Annotated in this window: 20 protein-coding genes and 1 other RNA gene; 11 read left to right on the top strand and 10 right to left on the bottom strand. The window is 62.5% G+C overall.

Features of this window, described 5'->3' with window-relative positions; genetic code table 11:
• Positions 1-109: 109 nt before the first annotated feature.
• From ftsE to INT40_RS06775, 10 genes are all read left to right on the top strand, one after another.
• On the top strand, positions 110-799 hold the full coding sequence (gene ftsE / locus INT40_RS06815; protein ID WP_101573039.1) for a cell division ATP-binding protein FtsE: 690 nt from the start codon (positions 110-112) through the stop codon (positions 797-799).
• Positions 796-1,710: a permease-like cell division protein FtsX gene (gene ftsX / locus INT40_RS06810; protein WP_193071472.1), complete on the top strand. Its 915-nt coding sequence runs from the start codon at positions 796-798 to the stop codon at positions 1,708-1,710. Before ftsE ends, ftsX begins: the two co-directional genes overlap by 4 nt.
• A 1-nt stretch (position 1,711) precedes the next feature.
• Positions 1,712-2,941 carry a M23 family metallopeptidase gene (locus INT40_RS06805; RefSeq protein ID WP_101573035.1) on the top strand — a complete coding sequence of 410 codons (1,230 nt, stop codon included), beginning with the start codon at positions 1,712-1,714 and terminating at the stop codon, positions 2,939-2,941.
• A 211-nt stretch (positions 2,942-3,152) separates the two neighbouring features.
• Positions 3,153-3,623 (top strand): SsrA-binding protein SmpB, encoded by a 471-nt coding sequence (gene smpB / locus INT40_RS06800; protein ID WP_101573034.1) that lies wholly within the window; start codon positions 3,153-3,155, stop codon positions 3,621-3,623.
• 153 nt (positions 3,624-3,776) lie between these two features.
• Positions 3,777-4,153: a transfer-messenger RNA gene (gene ssrA, locus INT40_RS06795) on the top strand.
• Between the two features lie 224 nt (positions 4,154-4,377).
• Positions 4,378-4,932: a hypothetical protein gene (locus INT40_RS06790; protein WP_193071474.1), complete on the top strand. Its 555-nt coding sequence runs from the start codon at positions 4,378-4,380 to the stop codon at positions 4,930-4,932.
• A gap of 31 nt (positions 4,933-4,963) precedes the next feature.
• Positions 4,964-6,049 (top strand): sensor histidine kinase, encoded by a 1,086-nt coding sequence (locus tag INT40_RS06785; protein ID WP_193095780.1) that lies wholly within the window; start codon positions 4,964-4,966, stop codon positions 6,047-6,049.
• On the top strand, positions 6,046-6,297 hold the full coding sequence (locus tag INT40_RS21175; protein ID WP_319021954.1) for a response regulator transcription factor: 252 nt from the start codon (positions 6,046-6,048) through the stop codon (positions 6,295-6,297). Before INT40_RS06785 ends, INT40_RS21175 begins: the two co-directional genes overlap by 4 nt.
• Entirely contained in the window at positions 6,275-6,688 is a 414-nt protein-coding gene (locus INT40_RS21170) for a response regulator transcription factor (protein ID WP_319021953.1), read from the top strand. Before INT40_RS21175 ends, INT40_RS21170 begins: the two co-directional genes overlap by 23 nt.
• A gap of 68 nt (positions 6,689-6,756) precedes the next feature.
• Positions 6,757-7,800: a DUF418 domain-containing protein gene (locus INT40_RS06775; RefSeq protein WP_193095779.1), complete on the top strand. Its 1,044-nt coding sequence runs from the start codon at positions 6,757-6,759 to the stop codon at positions 7,798-7,800.
• On the opposite strand, the gene INT40_RS06770 is transcribed toward INT40_RS06775, so the two are convergent.
• The 4 genes from INT40_RS06770 to speB form a co-directional block, all read right to left on the bottom strand.
• Positions 7,770-9,422: a thiamine pyrophosphate-binding protein gene (locus INT40_RS06770; RefSeq protein WP_193095778.1), complete on the bottom strand. Its 1,653-nt coding sequence runs from the start codon at positions 9,420-9,422 to the stop codon at positions 7,770-7,772. The genes INT40_RS06775 and INT40_RS06770 overlap by 31 nt on opposite strands.
• Positions 9,423-9,766: 344 nt before the next feature.
• On the bottom strand, positions 9,767-11,257 hold the full coding sequence (locus tag INT40_RS06765; RefSeq protein ID WP_193095777.1) for a sodium:solute symporter: 1,491 nt from the start codon (positions 11,255-11,257) through the stop codon (positions 9,767-9,769).
• Positions 11,258-11,306: 49 nt separating this feature from the next.
• A complete protein-coding gene (locus tag INT40_RS06760) occupies positions 11,307-13,031 on the bottom strand; it encodes a thiamine pyrophosphate-binding protein (protein ID WP_101573022.1) in 1,725 nt (574 codons plus the stop codon).
• On the bottom strand, positions 13,031-14,041 hold the full coding sequence (speB, locus tag INT40_RS06755; protein WP_101573020.1) for an agmatinase: 1,011 nt from the start codon (positions 14,039-14,041) through the stop codon (positions 13,031-13,033). The genes INT40_RS06760 and speB overlap by 1 nt, the downstream gene beginning before the upstream one ends.
• 175 nt (positions 14,042-14,216) lie before the next feature.
• Here speB and INT40_RS06750 point away from each other — a divergent pair, with 175 nt between their 5' ends.
• Positions 14,217-15,770: a PucR family transcriptional regulator gene (locus INT40_RS06750; protein WP_101573123.1), complete on the top strand. Its 1,554-nt coding sequence runs from the start codon at positions 14,217-14,219 to the stop codon at positions 15,768-15,770.
• Between the two features lie 116 nt (positions 15,771-15,886).
• Here INT40_RS06750 and INT40_RS06745 read toward each other — a convergent pair whose 3' ends face one another.
• Genes INT40_RS06745 through INT40_RS06720 form a run of 6 tightly spaced genes read right to left on the bottom strand, consistent with a single transcriptional unit; the run spans position 15,887 to position 21,175 of the window.
• Positions 15,887-16,996 (bottom strand): histidinol-phosphate transaminase, encoded by a 1,110-nt coding sequence (locus INT40_RS06745; RefSeq protein ID WP_101573018.1) that lies wholly within the window; start codon positions 16,994-16,996, stop codon positions 15,887-15,889.
• 23 nt (positions 16,997-17,019) lie between these two features.
• A complete protein-coding gene (locus INT40_RS06740; RefSeq protein WP_101573016.1) occupies positions 17,020-17,811 on the bottom strand; it encodes a tetratricopeptide repeat protein in 792 nt (263 codons plus the stop codon).
• Positions 17,808-18,890, bottom strand: coding sequence for a vWA domain-containing protein (locus INT40_RS06735; protein ID WP_193095776.1), 1,083 nt, complete (start codon positions 18,888-18,890; stop codon positions 17,808-17,810). The genes INT40_RS06740 and INT40_RS06735 overlap by 4 nt, the downstream gene beginning before the upstream one ends.
• Complete coding sequence (locus INT40_RS06730) at positions 18,887-19,861, bottom strand: vWA domain-containing protein (protein ID WP_193095775.1); 975 nt, start codon at positions 19,859-19,861, stop codon at positions 18,887-18,889. The genes INT40_RS06735 and INT40_RS06730 overlap by 4 nt, the downstream gene beginning before the upstream one ends.
• Positions 19,852-20,304, bottom strand: coding sequence for a hypothetical protein (locus tag INT40_RS06725; protein WP_193095774.1), 453 nt, complete (start codon positions 20,302-20,304; stop codon positions 19,852-19,854). The genes INT40_RS06730 and INT40_RS06725 overlap by 10 nt, the downstream gene beginning before the upstream one ends.
• Positions 20,291-21,175: a DUF58 domain-containing protein gene (locus INT40_RS06720; protein WP_193095773.1), complete on the bottom strand. Its 885-nt coding sequence runs from the start codon at positions 21,173-21,175 to the stop codon at positions 20,291-20,293. The genes INT40_RS06725 and INT40_RS06720 overlap by 14 nt, the downstream gene beginning before the upstream one ends.
• Positions 21,176-21,179: the final 4 nt, after the last annotated feature.

Below are 21,179 nucleotides of genomic sequence, written 5' to 3'. Positions count from 1 at the left end.
TGAACTTCCTCCAATGCGCAACACACGCCCTTAAGCCTCCCGGATCATCACGGGGCTGTTACGTACAGTGGAAGCGGCCGAGCCATCCGCGACATGATTGAAGACCCTCTTGATCAAATTCGACTCAGTTTCGAAGTCCTACGACGCACGATCCCGCAGAGCACTCGACGACATTTCGTTCGAGGCCGAGCGCGGAGAATTCGTGTTCCTCGTCGGCGCTTCGGGCTCGGGCAAATCCACGGTCATCCGACTCATCCTCCGCGAAGAGGTACCCAGCAATGGGCGGATCCACATCGCCGGAAAATCGGTCGTGAAGATGCCCAGCTGGAAGGTGCCCTATCTGCGCCGGGGGATCGGCACCGTGTTCCAGGACTTCCGTCTGCTGCCGAACAAGACCGTATTCGCCAACGTCGCCTTCGCACTCCAGGTCATCGGCAAATCCCGGGCGGCCATGTCGACCCTGGTCCCCGATGTGCTCGAGACCGTGGGACTGGCTGGCAAAGAGAAGCGCTACCCCAACGAACTCTCCGGTGGTGAACAGCAGCGCGTGGCGATTGCCCGCGCGGTGGTGAACAAACCGGGAATCCTGCTCGCCGATGAGCCCACAGGCAACCTCGACCCGAGCACCAGTGCTGACATCATGTCGGTGCTGGAGAAGATCAACCGCAACGGAACCACGGTGCTCATGGCCACTCATGACGGCGAGATCGTCAACCGGATGCGCAAGCGAGTCATTGAACTCTCCGACGGAGTCATCGTCCGAGACGTCGAAGAGGGTACCTACGGAGTCGCCTCATGAGGGCCGGATTCATCCTCTCCGAGGTCTGGTCGGGGCTGCGCAAGAATGTCTCCATGGTCCTGTCCGTGGTGCTCGTGACCTTCGTGTCCCTGCTCTTCGTCGGCGCCGCAATCCTGCTGCAGATGCAGGTCGGGCAGATGAAGGACTACTGGTATGACCGCGTCCAGGTCTCCGTGTTCCTGTGCCCACCGGATTCTGAGGCCACCAACTGTGTCGAGGGCGAAGCCACCGATACGCAGAAAAAGAACATCGAAGATCAGCTCAACAGCTCGGAGCTTGCCCCCTACGTCGACGAGGTCTACTTCGAAGACAAGGGCGAGGCATTCAAGCACTTCCAGGACCAGTTCAAGGGCACCAGCCTCGAAGGCACCGTGCCTGAAGATGAGATGAACGAGTCGTTCAGGGTCAAGCTCAAGGACGCCGAGAAGTACGACATCATCAAGGAATCGTTCTCCTCGACCCAAGGTGTCGAAGAGGTCGTTGACCAGAACCAGCTGCTCGACCGTCTCTTCGGTGTCCTTAACATCGCCACCGTCGTTGCGGTCGCGATCGCCGGAATCATGCTGCTGTGTGCCATGCTGCTCATCGCCACGACCATCCGCCTGTCCGCATTCTCCCGGCGGCGCGAGACCGGAATCATGCGCCTGGTGGGTGCGTCGAACACCTTCATCCAACTCCCGTTCCTGCTTGAGGGCGTCATCGCCTCGGCGATCGGTGCGACCCTGTCCGCCGGTGCCCTGGGACTGCTCGTCCACTTCGGTGTCAGCGGTTGGCTGGAGGGCCAGGCGACGGGCTTCAGCCTGATCTCGGGAGTCAATGTCCTCATCGTGGCTCCGATCCTCATTGCCATCGGTGTGATCATGGCCGGGGCATCGTCTCTGATCACCTTGAATAAGTACACGAAGGTCTGAGATGAAGCGCAGACTCGGTTTAGTCATCACAGCGGCGGTGTTGGCTGTCATCTTGCCCGTCACCTCGGCGGGAGCCAATCCCCGTGACGATAAGAGCAAGGTCGATGACCGGGTCAAGGAGCTCCAGCAGGAGTTCGAAGGACTTGACGAGGACCTGGCCCGCGTCATCGCAGAACGCGACGCGGCGCAGGAGAAGCTGCCCGACGCTGAAGCCGCGTCGAAGAAGGCTGATGACGCTCTGGGCGCTGCCATCGAGAAGGATGATGCCATGGCCGCTCGCCTGACCTCGGCGGAGAACGCGCAGAAGGATCTGAAGTCTTCGATCGAAGACGGCGCGGAGGAGATCGACAAGCACAAGACCTCGGCCGCGCGCATCGGGCGTCAGGCGTACCAGAACTCGGGCATCACCTCCGACCTGGCGATGCTGCTGCAGATGGCCGAGGGCACAAGCGCCGACGGTGGCATCGGGCGAGTGGACTCCGCCGTGCGGTCACAGCAGCGCACGATCGACAACCTTTCCGAGCAGCGCGCGGTGAATAAGAACAACGAAGAGCGCCTGTCGGGTGTGACCGATGAGATCTCGGACCTCAAGGACGAAGCCGCCGAGGCTGTGCTGGCCAAAGAGGCCGCACAGATCGATGCGAAGAAGAAGTCCGACAGCCTCAACGACATCATCTCCGCGAAGGACGATGCGGAGAAGACCATCTCCGACAACAAGGACAAAACCGAAGCTCAGCTGCAGAAAGAACAGGACGAGCAGGACCGGTTGGCGAAGAAGGTCCGTGAATGGGAGAAGGAGCAGGAGAAGAAGGGCAAGTTCGTCTATGGTGACGGCGCGCTGGCCAACCCCGCCAAGGGCTATCCCATCACCTCACCCTTCGGTTACCGCATCCACCCGATCACCGGGGCGAAGAAGCTGCACTCCGGCACCGACTTCGGTGTTCCCTGCGGCACCCCGATCCGTGCTGCCGGTGACGGGATCGTCGTGACCTCCGGTTGGACCGGGGGCTACGGCAACCGCGTTGTGATCTCGCACGGAAAGATCAAGGGGAGTTCGATCGCCTCGACGTACAACCACAACACGGACCTGAAGGTCCATGATGGGCAGAAGGTGAAGAAGGGCCAGGTCATCTCGGATTCGGGTACGACCGGCGCCTCCACCGGCTGCCACCTGCACTTCGAGATCATGAAGAACGGCGGCTACGTCAACCCGATGCCCTACATCTCCTGACGTTGGTCAGCGTTTTTAGAGACCTGGCCTCGCCGAGGTGGGCCTTGAGCAGCCGTCAGCGTGGCCTTTGTGGGCCGGGCAACCCGGCCTTTCGTACGCGATATCATTGAGCTAGAGTAGTTGGTCTGCGTGTCTACTCGATTGGGCGGTCTTAAGAGGCTGACAATCGTGGCTGGACACAGTGAACCGAGACACAGGAAGGAGGCCGGACATGCCGAAGGAAACTGGCAAGAAAGTCATTGCGAGGAACCGCAAGGCACGCCACGACTATCTCATCGAAGATACGTGGGAGGCCGGTCTCGTGCTGAGCGGAACCGAAGTGAAGTCACTGCGAGAGGGCAGGGCGTCGCTGACAGACGGTTTCGCATTGATCTTCCAGAATGAAGCGTGGCTTGAGGGCGTCTACATTCCCGAATACGCACAGGGGACGTGGACGAACCACACCGCTCGTCGACGTCGAAAGCTGCTGCTGCACCGCGAGGAGATCCTCCGTCTGTCGCAGAAGGTCAAGGAATCGGGACGCACGCTCGTCCCGCTGGAGCTGTACTTCGACGGATCGCGGGTCAAGGTCGAGATTGCTCTGGCTAAGGGTAAGCGCGAATGGGACAAGCGTCAGGCTCTGCGTGAAGCGCAGGACAAACGTGAGGCTGAGCGCGCTATCAAGTCCAAACAATTCCTCTGAGTCTGCTCGTCTGACACCATCGGTCTGACTAGGCCCTGTCCTTGGGAATGCAATTGGATCGGCTGGTGTTCTACGAGTATGCTGGTTATTCTGGTCAGCGCATGAGCCTGCTTGCGCAGGTGAATGAGTTGGACAGGGTTGGTAACAGAATATGGGGATGATCGGTTTCGACGTCGGACACTGCGACGGGAGAAGCGGGCCGAGAATGCAGAGTCATCTCGTTAATGTCCTCTGCAAAACAATAGGTGCTAAGTCTAATAACCGCACCGATTTCGCCCTCGCTGCCTGATTAGGCCGAGCTGCGAATCCGTCAGTCTAGAGTTGCTTCCACTCTAGGTCCTGGCGTCGCTTAGGGAGCCACTGCTTCAGATATTCGTTGAGGGTATCTGAGGGACTTCTACTCAACTCCGTTCGTTGGTCCACATGTTCGTGTGAGGGCCAGAACCTAAGAAACTACTTCACGAACTGCGCCCGGAGAAGTCCTGACAATCTGCCGACGGACGCGGGTTCGATTCCCGCCATCTCCACTTTTGAGCGCCCAGGACCGGAAACGGTTCCTGGGCGCTTCTGCGTTCGCAACCGTCATGTCGTGACTCTCATGCGCATCGCCGCCATCGGCGAGCTCGCCTGATTCGCCCGTCGGCGATTGTGGCCGATCGGCCGAGCCTGACTGGCCGTTCGGTCGACGTCGCAGAGTCCCCGTTCCGGAAGTATCGATGGTGCAGAGTCGTTGGCATCCGACAAGGACACCCCCATGAAAAAAGCCATCATCGCTCTCGCCGTCACCTGCTCCCTCAACGCCGGGGCCATCGGCCTCGTCGTCATTGTGGAGTTCCGTGCCAAGGCCGAACTCGAATCTCAGGTCACCGCCTACCTTGATGACTGCGGCGTCGAACCCACCTCGATCGAGGTCCGCGGTCGGCCCTACCTCATGTACGCCGCACAGGACCGGGCCGACCTCACCTATGTCGACACGACTCCGGCGACCGGCACGAACAAGGACCAGCTCCTCGTTCACCGCCTTGTCGACGGTGATGCCGACCGCCTCACTCGCTTCATCACGTTCGACTACCCCTCCGAGGCCATTTCGATCAAGGAGTCCGACGGTTCGTTCTCGGACTCGGCGACGATCGGCGGTACGGCGGTGACGTTCTCTGCCGAGACCGATGCCGCCGCTGTGCGGATGTTCGCCGATGGCCGCGAGGCCGGGGAAGTCAGCCTGCCGCAGTCAGCCTCGGTCAGGAACGTGTCCGCCACCGATTGCGGAGACGGCGTCGAAGTCGAGTACGCCTCGAGCAGCTGCCGCTGAGTCTGTGCCGTACAGACTAAACTGGAAGCCAATGAGACGACTCATCGCATGGCTGTGGTTGATCCCGGTGCCCCTGGCGTTCGGGATCGATCTGCTCACCAGCACGGGGTGGCCGCTGATCACAGGTGCCGTGCTCCCAGTGGCGGCGGTCCTGCCCATCCTCATCCGCATCCAACTGGACCGGACGTCTGCACGCATGCTGGGAATCGCCGTCCTTGGGGTGTTCGTCGCCCTGGGCCTTGTGGCCATTGCCGCATCGATGAGCCTGACGGTGCTGTGGCTGAGCCTCGTCGCCTTGGCGATGCTCGGTCGCTTCGGATCGGGACCAGGCCCAATCGCGCTCATCGCGGTCCTCGCCGTCGCGAACATCATCGTCCCCAGTCTGCTGCCCGATGGCTTGATCTTCGGCCTCGCCTTCACCACTGTCATCATCGTCGCGATCTCGATCGGCCTGATGCTGCGTTTCACCGACCGGTCGCTGGTCGAACGAAAGGCCACCGCCGCCGAGGCGGAGCGCCGTCGCATCGCCACCGAACTCCACGATGTCATCGCCCACGAGGTGACCGGGATCGTCGTTCTTGCCCAGGCCGCCGGGCGCAGCGACAATGCGCAGCTGACCTCCACGGCACTGCAGAAGATCGAGGCCTCCGGTACCCGTGCCCTCGAGGAGATCCGACGGCTCGTCTCCGAAACGCGCACCGAGGCCGCATCGCGGACTCCGATCGCCGAGGGGCCGCAGGCGCTGCGCGACCGCGTCGAGGCCTACGGGCAACGAGCACAGATCTCGATCGATACCGGTGAGATCGACGACGAGGCAGTATGGCCGGTGCTCGACCGTGTGCTCGTCGAATCCCTGACCAATGTGCGCCGACATGCCGGCCCCGACGCACCGGTGACCGTGAGTCTCACGATGAGCGAGGAGCGGCCGACGACACTGCTGATGACCGTGGCCAACGGTCCGGGCTCCGGCGGAATCGGTGCCGGCAGCGGTACGGGGCTGAGCAGTCTGCGCACCCGGGTCAGCCACCTCGGCGGGTCGATCGATGCCGGAGTCCACGAGGGCGGATGGATGGTCCGCACCCGGCTCCCGCTGACGATGAAGAGAGACGATGGATGATCACAGTCGCCGTGGCCGATGACCAGGAGATGATGCGGATGGGGTTCTCTCTGATCCTCGACGCCGAGGAGACGATCAGCGTGATCGGGCAGGCCGCCGACGGTGCCGAGGCGATCGACCTGGCTCGGCGGGAGGCACCCGATGTCGTCCTCCTCGACATTCGCATGCCGCGACTCGACGGGCTCGCGGCCCTGCCGAAGATCACTCCGTACTCGAAAGGTCATCATGGTCACCACGTTCGACGATGATGACTACGTCGATGCCGCACTGGAAGGAGGCGCCAGCGGATTCCTGCTCAAGGACGCCGGAGCCGACCTCCTCATCGCCGGCGTCAGGGCCGCGGCGAACGGAGACGCTCTCATCTCTCCTTCGCTCACCCTAGACTTGCTCAAACGGCGCCGCTCGACTCCGACCCGACAGACCCATGCCGTCGAGAGACTGAGCGGGCGCGAGATCGAGGTGGCGAAGCTCGTCGCCGACGGGAGGACCAATCAGGAGATCTGCCAGGAACTCTATATCTCGCTCGGCACCGTCAAGACCCACCTCGGCAGCATCCAGAATCGCCTCGAGGCGCGCAACCGGGTCGAGATCGCAGCACGGATGTGGGAATCGGGAGTGATGAATCGGCCGAATGGCTGACCCCTGAGGCTGACTTTCGGTCCCATGGCCGATGCCACAGACACCGCCGAACACCGACGATGGATGTTATGAACACACAACTGACACAATCAGCCCGCCCGGCAACCCGCCGCCGAATCGTCGCCCTCGACGTCATCCGCGGCTTCGCCCTCTGCGGAATCCTCCTGGTCAACCTGCCGCCCATGCTCCAATTGGGCGCCGTCGACGCCCACGGTGACCCGCTGGCCTTCTACAGGTTCTACGAGGACTTCGTGCAGAACCGCTTCTTCCCGATCTTCTCCTTCCTCTTCGGAATCGGGTTCGGGCTGATGTGGCTGACCGCCTCCGAGCGCAGCCCGCGGCCTCGGCTGGCGCTGCTCCGCCGTTTCCTCTTCCTGGCAGTCATCGGACTCCTCCATCAGTTCCTGCAGCCGGGGGAGGCCCTGCTGCCCTACGCCCTCGCCGGAATCGTCGTCCTCCTGCCTTCGACGTGGATTCCCGTCCGACTGCTCGCACCGATCGCCTCGGTCATCGGAAGCGTCCTGCTGATAGTCGGCATCCTCACCGGGGGAGGCCTCGCACTGATCCCCGGGCTCTTCCTCCTCGGCTTCGCAATCAGCTGGAGCGGATTTCTCCACTCGGTCCTCCGCCACCCCGGCCGTCTGGCTCTCGTGGGGGCCGGTGCAGTGGTCATCTCGGTCATTGGGTTCGCGGTCACGGACTACGTGACCCGTCAGGTGAACCAGTGGATCAATGCAGGCCTGGGGATCGCCATGGCACTGACCTATATCGTCGTCGTCCTGATGCTTCTGCGGACCCCCGCCGAGGCGGTGCTGCGCCGAGCGCTCTCCCCGCTGGGACGGATGGCACTGAGCAACTATGTCGGAGCCACAATCCTCATCATCGCCGTCCGCACGTTCCTGCCCGACCTCAGCCGCTTCGACTCTCAGGGAGGCTATGTCGCAGGCCTGGTCGTCTGCTTGGGAATCCTCGTTCTGCAGGTCGTGATCTCAAGCCTGTGGCTGCGTCGCTTCGGCCAAGGCCCGCTGGAGAAACTGTGGCGGAACGTCACGTGGGGGTCTGAGCGCAGTTCCCGCCAGCCTCAGGAGTTCACGCGAATGACTTCCTCCTGATATGGCGCAATGACCGCGCCCGAGGTCCGCAGATCGAGGACCAGGAACTTCCGTTCGACGACCGGTGTCGCCTTCCACTCGTTGACCACCTCGAGGTCGGCCAGCGAACGAACGGCAACACCGTGCCCTCCGGCAGCGCTGCCCAGGGCCGCGAAGTCGATCTCATCGATGAGCATCGGAGTCTTATCCAGACCCTTGAGACCGTAGAGGTTCACCTCGGCACCGTAGGCCGCATCGTTGAAAACTACCGCCATGCCCCGCCCACCGGCTGAACGGATGGCCGTGTCGAGATCGGACAGTGCCATTGCTCCGCCACCGTCACCCGTGGTGAGAACGATCGTCGCATCCTGGTTGGCTCGTGCCGCACCTGCAACGCTGTGCCAGCCGAGGCCGATCGACTGGAACGCGGTGCCGACCATCGCCAGACGATCGGGTGCGCTGGGCTCCCAGAACATGTTCGCCCACGCGATGAAGTGCCCGCCGTCGGAGACTACGACTCGGTGCTCTGGCATCAGTTCACCGAGTCGCGCAGCGGCAGCGCGAGGGTCAAGGCGACCGTCCTCAGCGAATTCTGTGCCCATTTCATAGGCCCGGTCAGCGGCTGTATCCACGCTCTCGCGCCAGCCACTCGACTCCGCACCAGAGGACTCCAGACGAGAGACCAGTTCGCCGGCCGCAAGGCGAACGTCTGAGCGGATGAAACCGCCGACCCGGGCATTCGTTGCCCGATCGTCGGTGTCGACCTGCCAGACTTCAGTCGATGGGTGGAACAGCTCACCGAAGCGCATTGTGAACTGGTTGAGCGAACCTCCGAAGACGACAGCTACATCGGCTTCACGGATTCGCTCCATGGCTTCAGGGGCGCCAAATCCTCCGGCCACGCCGAGGTCGTGGTCGGCATCTGGGAAGATGTTGCGGCCCAGAGCAGTAGTCGCCGTCAATGCCCCGGTGGCCTTAGCCAACGCGCCGAGTTCGACCTCGGCCCCTGCCAACCACGCACCTCGACCGGCTAACAGGAGTGGTCGTTTCGCCTCGGCGAGGGCTGTCGTCAGACGATCGAGCGAGGTCCGTGAGAACTCGGATGTCGGCGCCAAGGGAGCAGGGCGCCCGGGTCCCGGAACCGAGGGGATCTCGCCGATGTCGAGGGTTGCAACATCGTAGGGGATTGCGAGGACAACGGGCACTCGGTAGGTCAGCGCGTGCTCGATGGCGGTGACCGTCGCCGCCGCGGCATCGACGCGACCCACGGTGTAGGTGCGCACGCCCACGGCCGAAGCCATGGCGATCTGGTCGACATCCCAGGGGCGGGGCCCGGAGGTGGGCTCATCACCGACGACGAGGACGAGTGGAACCTTGGCCTGCGCAGCTTCGGCCAGCGCGGTGAGTGTGTTCGTGAACCCGGCACCGTACGTGGTGGTCGCGGCGGCGATCCGTCCCGAGGTGCGGAAGTGTGCATCTGCGGCGACGACGGCACCGGCTTCGTGCCGCACAGCGGTGTAGGTCGCCGAGGTGGAGGTGAGCAGGGCATCGAGGAAGTAGGCGTTGCCGTTGCCCATAAGTCCGAAGACCTCATCGATGTGGCGGGCCAGAGTGTGTGCGACGTGCGCGGAAGTGTGCGCCATGAGAGACCTTTCGAGTATGAGATAGAGATATGGAAAAAGGGGATCCATATATGTCTCACACGCGGTCTCCGCGGCTTCGCGCTCCTTTTTCGAGCGCCGGCTGTTCGGCAGCAACCGGATTCGACGTTGGTACCGGCCTGACATCATCGAATATAGATGACATTAGGCCAGCCAGCCAAGTTGCGCTGGGCCACAAGGCAGTGGCTGCGTCGAAAACTGGGACGAGCGTCAAAGAACGCACGCGTGCATGAGTGTTTCGATGCAGCGTGCGTTCTTTGATGGCGGGCCGCGCTGCGGACCAGCATGTGGGTGACTGATGGCCGGCGGTTGGCAGGGCGAAGGCCCTAGCGGTTCAGGCGTTCCTTCCATGCAGCCATGACCTCCGGTGGTGTCGGCTTCGATGCCAGGGAACCGATGACGTAGCCGAGAAGTGACGCGATGAGACCCAGGTAGATGGCCTCGCTTGAGTAGATGCCCATCGTGATCATGATGACGATCGTGGTGATCGCACCCAAGATCATGCCGGCCATGACTCCGACGATGGTGCCGCGCTTGAAGATCAGGCCGCCGAGGATAGGAATGAACAGTCCCGCCACCAGCAGGTTGTAGGCAACCGTCAGGGCCTCGACGACGCTGGGCATGATCATGGCGAGGATGAGGGTGACGAGGCCGAGGCCGATGAGGTAGATGCGCGAATCGCGGATCTCATCGCCGGTCTCGCGAACCAGGGACTTCACCAGTGTCGACTTCGCGCCACCCGCGGCGGCACTGTCGTCCGCACCCGAACCGCCGGTCACCGGTGTGACATCCTTACGAGCCAGCACCGGCTCGACAATGTCTTGGCGGCAGACAGTTGCAGCCGCCATGAGCGAGCCCGAGGCCGTGGACATCATGGCCGCCAGTGCCGCGGCGAGGACGAGTCCGCCCATCAGAGGTGACATTGCGGCATCGACGACGGCGACGAAGACATCATCTTGGACTTCGATGCCGGGCACGATCTTGGTCGCGGCCATTCCGATGAGTGCACCGGCCACCGCGTAGAAGAGGCAGTAGACGCCGGCGGAGAGCCCGCCCCACCTGGCCACCCCCGGGCTGCGTGCGGTGAACACGCGCTGCCAGATATCCTGGCCGATGAGCAGTCCCAGCGTGTAGATGAGGATGTAGCCCAGGATCGCCTCCCAGCCGATGCCCACCGGACTGGTCTGTTCGGCTGGCAGTGATGCGAACAATTCTGTGATGCCGCCGGACTTGCTCAGCACGATCGGCAGCATGATGAGGAAGATGCCGATGGTCTGGATGAAGAACTGCACGAAGTCGGTCAGCGTGATCGACCACATGCCGCCGAGCATCGAATAGAGGATGACGATGCCACCGCCGATGAGCACCGACCAGAACTTATTGAGGTCGAAGAGTGCGTGGAAGATCGTGGCATAGGCGACCGTCGACGTCGTCGAGATCATCAGTCCGTAGGCGGTCATGATCGCGCCCGAAACCAGGCGGGAGCCCTTCCCGTAACGCAGCTCCAGCATCTGCGAGACCGTGTAGATCTCCAGTTTCTGAATCCGTGGAGCGAACAGCAGCGAGAGCAGGATGATGCCTAGGCCGATGCTGAAGACGAGCCACATGCCCGACAGCCCCGAGGTGTAGCCCAGACCGACGCCGCCGATCGTTGAGGCGCCGCCGAGGACGACTGCGGACATCGTGCCCGTGTACAGCCATCCACCCAGACGCCGGCCGGCGACGAGGAAATCGTCCTGGTTCTTCGCCTTGTACCGGCCCCAGATTCCGAATCCCACCATGGCAGCGAGGTAGATGATGACGACTAGAGAGTCCACGTCGACCCTTTCTTGATTGATTGCGCGAGCAATCGGTTCAGTGGGTGCTTCAGCACCCGGCAGTGATGTGAATGGTGGTGGGCACGGTTCGTGCGAGCGCCTCGGCGACGGCAGCCGGAAGCTGTTCGTCGATATCGGCCTCAGCGATCGTGATTCCGGCCCCGCCCATGGACTGGCCCAGGGCCGCGAAGTCGGGACGGGCGAGCTTGACCGCGAACGGCTCCATGCTCCGGTCGACCATCTGAGCCTCGATTTCGGCGTATCCGCCGTTGTCGACGATGACGAAGGGAATCCCCAACCCCAGTTCGCTGGCTGTCATCAGCTCCTGGATCGAGAACATGGCCGCCCCGTCTCCGAGGATGCAGGTCACAGGGCGAGCATTGTCGGCCAGTTTCGCTCCGATGGCTGCGGGGATCCCGTAGCCCAAGGTCGCGAAGCCGGGCATGTAGAGCAGTTGATCGGGTGTGCTCGCATTGAGCGCATGCACCGATCCGTCGTACGTCACCTGGGACGAGTCCCCGGCGACCACCACGTTTGAACCTGCACCTTGTTCGACGAGGCGCGTGACGCGAGCACCGATGGATTCGAAGTCGAAGTCCGAACCCCAAGAGCCGCGGATGTCAGCGACACGTTTGGCTCCGCTGCGCGTTGCACCCTGTTCCCTCGCCGAGGTGGTGCTGCCGTTGGGATCGTCCGATCCAGCCGAGGTGGCTGTGGCCATATCCTGCTTCAGCTCGGTCCTCAGTGCGGTGAGGAATTCCCCCACGTCTGCGCAGGCGAGGATATCCCCACCTAGGTTCTTGCCCAACTGATCAGGATCGATGTCGCAGCGGATGACGATCTGCTCGGAGTTCTCATCACGGATCCCGGCCGAGGTCTGGGCTCCGATGAGTCCGCCCCACAGGTCGGAGTCGGCGAGTTCAGAACCGAGGACGATGAGCACATCGGCGGCCGCGGACTCTGCCTGGACGCTGGGGAAGCGGACGTTGGAGCCCAAGGACAGAGGATGGTCCTCGGAGACGATGCCCTTACCGTTGGCGGTCGTGGCCACGGGCGCATCGAGAAGCTCAGCAAAGGCCCTGACCTCCGCACTTGCTCTGCGCGCCCCGCCGCCGGCGACGATGAACGGACGAGCTGCACTGCCGACCGCCTCGGCGGCACGGGAGATGACATGAGCATCAAGACCCGGACGACGACCCGGGATCTGAGTCGGCACGCTGCCGTTCCAGACACCTTCGAGAACGTCGAGGGGAACCTCGATGTGGACGGGTCCCGGGCGGGAAGAGGAGAACATGGCGAACGCCTCGGCGACGGCCTGGGCGGCACCTTCGGCCGTGCGGGTGCGCTGGGAGGAGACCAGCAGGCGGTTCAGTGCCCCGGACGAGTCCTTCGTCTCATGCAGCATTCCGACGTCGGCGCGCTCCATTCCGGTGGGAACACCGGGGGAGAGGATGAGCATCGGGCGGGACTCCGCATAGGCGGTCGCCGCAGCCGTGATGACATTCGTCAGGCCCGGGCCCGAGGTGGTGATGACGACCCCGGGTTTGCCGGAGACGAGGAAATACCCGTCGGCACCGTAGCCGGCGCCCTGTTCGTGGCGGGGCGTGATGGCACGGATGCCGAATCCGTTCAGGTGCCGGTAGAACTCAAGGTTGTGAGTGCCGGGGATCCCGAAGATCGTGTCGACCCCGTGGGCGGCCAGGGTCGCGACGATGGCCCGACCGCCGTTGCGGAATTCCTCGCCAGCGATGTCTTTGTTGTCATCTGCCATCATCAGACTCCGAGGGCTTCGCCGCTGGGACCCGTGGGGCCGGTGAGACCATTGGCCTCGGCAGCCCACAGGGAGAGCATTTCGTAGCCGACGTGGGCCGCAGCGAGCCCGGTGATTTCGGCATGGTCGTAGGCGGGTGCCACTTCGACGATCTCGGCACCGACGACGTTGAGCCCTTGCAGCCCGCGAATCGAGTTGAGCAATTCACGGCTCGTCATGCCCCCGGCTTCAGGGGTTCCGGTGCCCGGCGCAGCAGCAGGGTCGAGGACATCGATGTCGACGGACAGGTAGACAGGTGCATCGCCGAGGCGTTTGCGGATCCGGGCCACGACTTCCTGGACAGATGTGAACTGGTAGTCGTCGCTGCGGATGATCTGGAAGCCGAGCACCGCATCGTCCTCCAGGTCCTTTTTGCCGTAGAGAGGTCCGCGGATGCCCACATGCATGCAGGATTCGAGGTCGAGCAGGCCTTCTTCGCTGGCGCGGCGGAACGGAGTCCCGTGCGTGTAGGGAGCACCGAAGTAGGTGTCCCACGTGTCGAGGTGTGCGTCGAAGTGCAGGACCGCGATCTTGCCGTGTGTCTTGTGCAGGGAACGCAGGTTCGGCAGGGCCAGGGTGTGGTCGCCGCCAAGGGTGAGCAGCTTCGCTCCATCGGCGCGCATCTCATCGGAGGTGCGTTCGACTTCGGTGATGGCCTCTTCGATGTCGAAGGGATTGACACCCAAGTCACCGCAGTCGGCAACCTGTTGCCAGGTGAATGGGTGGACGTTCGTGGCCTGGTTGTAGGGGCGCAGCAGCTTCGAGGACTGACGGATGTGAGCGGGACCGAAACGGGCACCCGGACGGTAGCTGACACCGGCATCGAAGGGGACGCCGAGGATCTTGACATCGATCTTCTCGCCCGGCCGCTGCGCTTCGACCTCGTCGATGCGCGGCAGCAGACCGAAGGTCGGTGGTCCCGCGAAGCGTGGTGTCTGGCTGTAATCGGCTGGCCCTAGGGGTTGAGTCGACATTGGCTCTCCTTCGAAATCGTGACTGCGCTCTGTAGTGACTGACTGCAATCGGCAGTGCATGGTTATTCTCAGTGGTTTGTGATTGCCATCAGCCTAGGACGTGGCTCACACAACACCGATATCCATCATGGATGAATTGGTGAATCGAGTATCCACCGCGGATAGTATGGATTTCATGGTCACTTTGGGTCAGCTCTGGGCACGTCAAGAACTCGCGCTCGACGTCGTCGTCGATTCGCCGAGCGCCCGATCAGATGACGTCACGATCGTGCACTCCTCGGAGCTGCCCGCGGTCGACGAATGGTTGGCCGGGGGAGAGGTCCTGCTCACGATCGGTGTCGGCCAAGACCTCGGCGGTGACGGCGTGGGCGACTATGTCACTCGTCTCAAACGTGTGGGCGTCCATGCACTTGGCATCGGTCTTGGCTCCGCCTTGCCGTGGCAGGAGATCCCACCGGTGCTGATCGAGCACGCCAGGGCTCAGGGTCTTCCACTCTTCGGGGTCCCAGAGCCTGTCCCCTTCGTCGCCGTCGTCGATGCCTTCACCCGGATGCGTGAGGAGGAGACGACTCGAGAGCTCACGCGGGCCAGCAACGCCGGACGTCGATTCGCCACCGACCTCGCTCACCAAGGCCCTGCCGCGCTCGTCGCTGATCTGGCCAGCACTCTGGGCACGGACGTTCGATTCGTCTCACCCACAGGAAGGGGGCTGACCGGAACCGATGCAGAGAATCTGGTGCGTCACGAGCTGATTGCCGAGTCTCTCAAACCCTCCATGGCACCACGTCTTCTGCGCACCGAGGCGGGAATCGTCGAGGCCGTTCCGGTCGGAGACGAGCAGGTGCGGGGGTGGATCCTTGCCCCCGCCGAGGTGGCCGGCAATTCCCGTACCCGCACCCTGTTGCTCTCCACTGCAGCTGCATTGCTGAGTCTGAGCATCACTGAGGTGTCGCCTCGGCGATCGGAGTCTCAGCTATTCACCACTCCCTTGGCGGCTGGAGAGGCCCGCGCCGAGTGGGTTGAGCAGACTGGTCTGGCTCCGGTCGCGCGTGTGAAGCTCAGCGTCTTCGGCAACGTGCGCGGTGAGGTTCCAGAGACGCTGATGGGGGACCTGGGTGCCGGGACGCTTCTGGTTCGTGCTGGTGCGATGCTCGGCGTCATCGAAGCCAGCACTCGGAACGCGGATCTCAGCCATTTGGATGCTGGCGAACCCGCCGCCGAATTTGAGAGTGCAGTCGATGAGGTGGGTGCAGCCGGTCAAAGGAGTGCGGTCGATGAGGTTCGCACAGTCCAGGACGTCAACGCGGTCGATGAGACTAGCGCGGTCGACCGGGTTGCGGACGTCACCGGACTGGATCGGCTGTTTGCGAAGATGATCCCGTTGACAAAAGTCCACCACACATGGACCGTGTGGCGGACGCAGCACGAAAGCGCGAACTCGGATGTGCGTGCTCTGCTGTCGTCGATCGATGGGTCAGCGGCGCAGAGGTTCGTCGACCGAGTCCTGGGCACGCTCCTGGCTTCGCGCGACGAGCAGGACCTGCTGCTGACGCTGCGTTCCTTCATCGCTGCTGGGGGAGTGCGAGATGCGGTCGCGGCCGAGCTCGGCATCCACCGGCACACAGTGCGTGCACGAATGGCGAAGATCGAGACACTGTTGGGCCGCGACCTCACACGGGCAGAATCGGTCCAGGCCGTGGCCCTGGCCCTTGAGCTCGCAGAACTCTGAGAAGCATAAGCTACCCCGGCCCATTTTTCGGGGACCAGGGCAAACCAGCACAGCCGATTCAGCTCGCCTCACTCAGCTGACCAGCCAACTCAAGGTGCTCAGCCGACCCAAGCTACTCAGCTGAAATGCTCGGCGTAGAAAGCGGAGGCGACTGCGAGCACCCGGTCGAGTCCTTCCCGTTCCCCAATGCTGATTCGCACCCCATCGCCGAGGTTGCGCACCGCAACAGCCTGCTCCACGCAGGCATCTTCAAAGGTTGAGGACAGCGGCCCCAGCGGCAGCCACACAAAATTGCCCTGCGCCTCAGGAACGTCCCAGCCCTGCTCGCGCAGCGCGTGTGCGAAGTCGTCGCGAACAGCCGCGATCTCCTTAGCACGAACGTCGACCTCATCGCTGTGACGCAGCGACTCCAGTGCAGCAGCCTGACTCATGTCGGTGACTCCGAAGGGAATGACCGCTTTCAGCAGCCCTTGGATCACAGCTTTATGAGCGAGGCCGTATCCGACCCGCAATCCAGCCAGCGCGTGAGCCTTGGAGAACGTCCTGACCAGGACGACATTGGGGAAATCGGCCACAAGGTCAACGCCGTTGACGACTCCCTCGGCGGTAGCGAACTCCCAATAGGCCTCGTCGAGGGCGACGAGCACATGCTCGGGCACCTGGGTGAGGAACTGACGGACCTCGTCGTCGCGAAGAGCCGGTCCCGTCGGATTGTTCGGGGAGCAGAGAATGATGAGGCTGGTCCGATCGGTGATCGCCGCTGCCATGGCGTCGAGGTCGTGTCGACCGTCGGTGCGCACCGGCACTTCGATCCGTTTCGATCCGGCCAGCCCGGTGGTCTGGGGATACATTTCAAATGACGGCCAGGGATAGATCGCTTCTGTGGTGGAGTCAGAAGTGATCTGGGTCAGTGCCACGAGTAGTTCGCTGGCGCCGGTGGTCACAACGAGTTCATCGATGCTGACTCCGAGACGGTCGGCCAGTTCCGTGCGCAGACGCAGTGCGCCATCATCGGGGTACAGAGCAGGGTTTTGCGCGTGAGTGACCATGGCGTCGGTGACCGCTGGCAGCGGCTGAAGGTAGTTCTCGTTCGAGGAGAGCTTGAACGGGACGAGTCCGTCGATTCGCTTGGGAGCCTTCCCCGGAACATACGGCGGGAATGTCTCCAGCGAGGCCCGCAGTCGCGGGGTCGAAGTGCTGCCAGCTGAGTTGTCCGGAGAGTTCATGGCCTCATGATTTCACAGTTGCCTCACCACGGCTTGTCCGGGGCAGAGCGACCGCCCTGTCCACCCGGGCCCTGCTGTTGCTGGTCGCGCTCCGAGCTTTCGCCGCGCTTCTTCAGCTCCTCGCGCTTCTTCTCCTTCTCAGATTTCCCTTCAGAGTCATCTGATTTCTCATCGTCTTCGCCGGAGTCCTGCTTCTCGTCCTTCTTCGAGTCATCTCCGGAGTCGCCGTTCTGCTGATCCTCGTCCTCGGAGCTATCGGTGTCGTCGCTGTCGGAGCCTTCCTGCTTCGACTTCTCTCCCGCTTTCTTGTCCTCGACGCGCTTCTTGGCTTCGTCGCTCTTGTGCTTCTCTTCGCTCTTCTTGGGCTGGCACTCCTTGGGAGCGTCTTTCAGAGTCTTCAGGGATTGGTCGTAGAGTTCGTCCGACTGATCAGGATCCTGATCTGCGACTTCGTCGGCGCGTTTCTCATACACGTAGGACAGGTTGATTCGCACGGCGCACTCGTCACGAAGGGGAGCGATCTCGAGGGCGGATTCGAGGTCGGTCTCAGCCACTTCGAAGTCGCCGACTGCCGCTTCCGCAGTACCGCGATTGTAGTAGCCGATATGGCGTTGAATCGGGCTGAGTGTGAGGAACGCGGTAGAGGCCTTCTTCGCTCCGGGGAAATCGTTGGACACGTACCGGACCTGCGAGGCTGCCCCGAAGTAGAGGGTCACGGCCACATAGCCGAAGACGAGCAGAAGGGCGGACCCGATGATGAGGTTGATGCGAGAAAGGCGGCGCATCGTCGACCAGGTGCGAGTGATCCGGTTCATGGACGGCCTCCTTTCCGTGTGAGAGCAATGGTCCGCAGCCGAAGGAGTTCGCGGACTCCGAAGACCATTTCGACCGCGATCCAGGCGAACACGAGGATCAGGGGGACCCAGAAGTATTCGTCGACGGTGACCCGTCCGTCCTTCTTGACCAGTGTCTGATCGTACTTCGGTGCTGTGTACACACTCGACATCGAAGCTTCGCCATCACGGTGGTGGTATTTCTCCCCGAGGTCGGTTGCGAGCTGTTTGAGGTTGGCCTCGTCGATCTTTGAGATCCCGGGATTGCCCTGGCCATCGCGAATGTACTCATCGTTCGTTCCCGCGGACCCGTCACCATCTCCGGCCCCGCCGGGATCATTCGGATCGCCGAGTCCGGGTTCATCGCCGGGGCTCGACCCGTATCCGAAAGGTTGGGGCTCCTTCATCTTCCCGCCCTGAGAAGTGCCATATCCGAACACTGCACCGCTGTCGATGCGGGAGGCGAATGACGACCACGAATCGACGGAGGTTTGAGCGGTCTGCTCACCGTCACCGAAGTAGAAGACGAGGTTCTTGTTCTCGGGACGATCCTCGTCGTTGGATTTCATTCGTTTATCCAGTTCAGCACCCGCCTCGGTGATGGAGGACCCATTCGAATTCAAGGACAACTCTGGGCTGAGCACGTCCACAGCGGAGGCGAACGCCGCATGATCCGTGGTCAGAGGCATGACCGTCGAGGCGGTCGAAGCGAAAGTGATGATGCTCAGTCTGGTGCCGGGGAACTGCTTGGCCAGCTCGAGCATGTCCTTCTTCACACCTTCGAGGCGGGTCTTGTCACCGTCATAGTCCTCGGCAGCCATGGACGTCGTCGTATCGACGAGGAAATAGACATCGGCGGCCGCCTCGTATTCCTCGGTCGAGGATTTGATGGGAATGCCCGGTCGGGCCAGGGCGAGTGCGAGCACGGCGACGATGCCAATGCGTGCGAACCATTTCCAGCGGGGACCATCACCGCGCACAGTCGGAATGATGCACACGGTCAGCAGGGCGAGGACGAGGAACCCCCAGCCGAACCAGGTGAAGACGGGATCAAAGATCATGATTTCGTCCTCCACGCCAGAACGAAGACACCGGCGAGGCCGAAGACCGCGATCCCGAGGGGGACAGCCGGCATGTCATGGACGATGGTGTAGGAACGGCCCGGAGTGTTCTCAGCCTCCTGGCTCTGGATCTCGGCGACGATGCGATCGATCGTTGAGGCCGACCCCATGTCGAACTGTTTGCCTCGGGTGCGATCGGAGACCGATTTCAGTTCCTTGGTCTGCGTTTTCGCCAGCACCGATGGGGGAGAGAGGCTGTAGACCCGAACCTTGGACTCCACTGCAATGTCGGTCGCCTCGTCGAGCTCGAACAACGGGTCACCGGCGAGCATGTTGTCGGTGGCGAAGATGATCGAACGAGAACGCTTCTCATCTTGTCGGTCGAAGTTGTCTATGCAGGAGACGAGTCCGTCTCCGATGAGGGAGGAGCCGCCGATGTTGGGCGGTGAGGTCGACCATGAGTAGTCTGTGCCTTCCGAGCCCCATGTGCGGAACCCTTCTTCGGCTTCCTTGAGATAGTTCTGGACCATGTCGTAGTCATCGGTGAGCGGGAACGCGGAAACCGCGGTTGCGTTGAAAACGGTCATGCCGATGCGTTCACCGTCGAACCGGTCGACGAGCTCCTGGTAGGCCTCAAGGAGGTCGGCGTCGTATCCGAGCATCGAGCCGGACACGTCGAGGCAGAGCATGACGTCACGCAGCTTCTTCTCCGGATTGACTGTTTCGACCCATGCAGGTCGGGAGATTCCGGCGAGAGTGGAGAGTCCGGTGAGGGCGATGACTGCGAGGAATGCGACCGTCGTGAGCAGACGGGTCCGCATGGCTTTGCGGAAGCTGGGCAGGCTCGTCATGCGTGCGCTGTGAGCCACGGCCAGTGATGACGCGGTGGCCTTGGGCCTGCGGAAGAAGAAGACTGTGGCCCCAGCAAGTACAAGGAGGACGAGGGCCAGCCACCAGAACATCAGGACCATCGAGCCACCAACTTTCTGGCATCGGCGATCTGGGAGCCCAGATCATGGGCGTCGTCCTCAGCGAATTCTGCTTCGTAAAGACCTGACAAGGACTCGGCGAGGTCGTCGAGTCCGGCCACTGCCGCATCTCGGTAGGTGAGGTGTTCGGCTTTGACTCCCCATGCGTCACGAGCGAACTCACGCACGATCTTCGCCAATTCCCGAGCCGAGTCTCGGACATCGGCGTCGCCTGCACCCAATTTCGACTCGACTGTCGCGATCCGGGACATGTAGGTGCTGCGGACAGGAATGGGAATCCGCGGCTGGGACTTCTCTCCCGATCCGGCCGCCACACGCAGCAGCGGGGCAAACAGATTCAAGACGGCGGCGAGAAGAACGAATGCGGCGGCAACATACCACCAGACCGAGATCTCCAGCGGCCCGACGAGCTCAGCGGGGCCCACGGCGGTGCCTCAGCAGAAGAGCGTGGAGGCTTCCCAGCGCATGGTCCGGGTGGGCGATTTCGGTGTGGGAGATTCCGAGTTTCGAGAGCAGATCGATCCGATGCTGCTTGCGGTTCGCTTCGGCGGCCATGAATTCGGCGCGCACGTGTGGGTTGGCCATCACAGAGGTGGGCAGACCGACGTCTGGTCGGGAGACGTCGAACGGGGCCGAGGCGGCCGGAAGCTGTGCCAGGTCCGCGTCGGTGATCGTGATCCACAGGATTTCGTGCTGTACCCGTAGCCGTTTGATCGTGGCCTCTTCCTTCGCGCCGAGCGGCGCCTGGTCGGAGATGACGACAACGAGCATCCGGTGGTTGACGTGAGTGGCGATCCACTGCAGCTGCTTATCGATCGAACCCTCGCCGTCTGCACCTGCTTCGGCAAGGATCTGCTGGAGCAGGTTCTCCAGATGGGCCTCGCTGCCCTTTCGCGGGGAGGCCGTGGTGCGCTTTGCGCTGCCGTGGATGAGCATCACGTCATCGCCATGGCGGACGGCGAGATAGCCGGTCATTCCGGCCATGAGGATCGCGAGCTGGCGTTTGTCGACCCCGGCTGAGGTTACTGCGTCGAAGTTCCGAGAGGAGTCGACGACGAGGGCAAGAATATGTCTGCGATGGGCGACGTAGCGTTTGACCAGGGGGTTCGAATGTCGAGCCGTGGCCTTCCAGTCGATGTCGCGAATCTCGTCGCCGGGGATGTAGTCGCGCAGATCATCGAAGTCGAGGCTGTGGCCGTGGAAGACAGAAGAATAGTCCCCATCGAGGAGCCGCCGGGTCCGGCGGTGCGCGTGGATGGTCAGCCGCGCTTTGATCCGATTGAGCAGAGCAGTCATCGAT

It is taken from the genome of Brevibacterium sp. FME17 (assembly GCF_014897515.1).
GTDB lineage: Bacteria > Actinomycetota > Actinomycetes > Actinomycetales > Brevibacteriaceae > Brevibacterium.
The sequence above is the reverse complement of the archived record's forward strand: the minus strand, read 5'-3'. Positions and strand labels throughout refer to the sequence as shown.

Excerpts from the sequence above, each read along its gene's own strand:
- INT40_RS06740 (WP_101573016.1), bottom strand. The coding sequence starts at position 17,811 with ATGAACCGGATCACTCGCACCTGGTCGACGATGCGCCGCCTTTCTCGC.
- INT40_RS06775 (WP_193095779.1), top strand. The coding sequence starts at position 6,757 with ATGAACACACAACTGACACAATCAGCCCGCCCGGCAACCCGCCGCCGA.
- INT40_RS06790 (WP_193071474.1), top strand. The coding sequence starts at position 4,378 with ATGAAAAAAGCCATCATCGCTCTCGCCGTCACCTGCTCCCTCAACGCC.
- INT40_RS06805 (WP_101573035.1), top strand. The coding sequence starts at position 1,712 with ATGAAGCGCAGACTCGGTTTAGTCATCACAGCGGCGGTGTTGGCTGTC.
- INT40_RS06750 (WP_101573123.1), top strand. The coding sequence starts at position 14,217 with ATGGTCACTTTGGGTCAGCTCTGGGCACGTCAAGAACTCGCGCTCGAC.
- ftsX (WP_193071472.1), top strand. The coding sequence starts at position 796 with ATGAGGGCCGGATTCATCCTCTCCGAGGTCTGGTCGGGGCTGCGCAAG.
- INT40_RS06770 (WP_193095778.1), bottom strand. The coding sequence starts at position 9,422 with ATGGCGCACACTTCCGCGCACGTCGCACACACTCTGGCCCGCCACATC.
- smpB (WP_101573034.1), top strand. The coding sequence starts at position 3,153 with ATGCCGAAGGAAACTGGCAAGAAAGTCATTGCGAGGAACCGCAAGGCA.
- INT40_RS06720 (WP_193095773.1), bottom strand. The coding sequence starts at position 21,175 with ATGACTGCTCTGCTCAATCGGATCAAAGCGCGGCTGACCATCCACGCG.
- INT40_RS21170 (WP_319021953.1), top strand. The coding sequence starts at position 6,275 with ATGGTCACCACGTTCGACGATGATGACTACGTCGATGCCGCACTGGAA.
- INT40_RS06785 (WP_193095780.1), top strand. The coding sequence starts at position 4,964 with ATGAGACGACTCATCGCATGGCTGTGGTTGATCCCGGTGCCCCTGGCG.
- INT40_RS06745 (WP_101573018.1), bottom strand. The coding sequence starts at position 16,996 with ATGAACTCTCCGGACAACTCAGCTGGCAGCACTTCGACCCCGCGACTG.
- INT40_RS06735 (WP_193095776.1), bottom strand. The coding sequence starts at position 18,890 with ATGATCTTTGATCCCGTCTTCACCTGGTTCGGCTGGGGGTTCCTCGTC.
- INT40_RS06760 (WP_101573022.1), bottom strand. The coding sequence starts at position 13,031 with ATGATGGCAGATGACAACAAAGACATCGCTGGCGAGGAATTCCGCAAC.
- INT40_RS06730 (WP_193095775.1), bottom strand. The coding sequence starts at position 19,861 with ATGGTCCTGATGTTCTGGTGGCTGGCCCTCGTCCTCCTTGTACTTGCT.
- speB (WP_101573020.1), bottom strand. The coding sequence starts at position 14,041 with ATGTCGACTCAACCCCTAGGGCCAGCCGATTACAGCCAGACACCACGC.
- INT40_RS21175 (WP_319021954.1), top strand. The coding sequence starts at position 6,046 with ATGATCACAGTCGCCGTGGCCGATGACCAGGAGATGATGCGGATGGGG.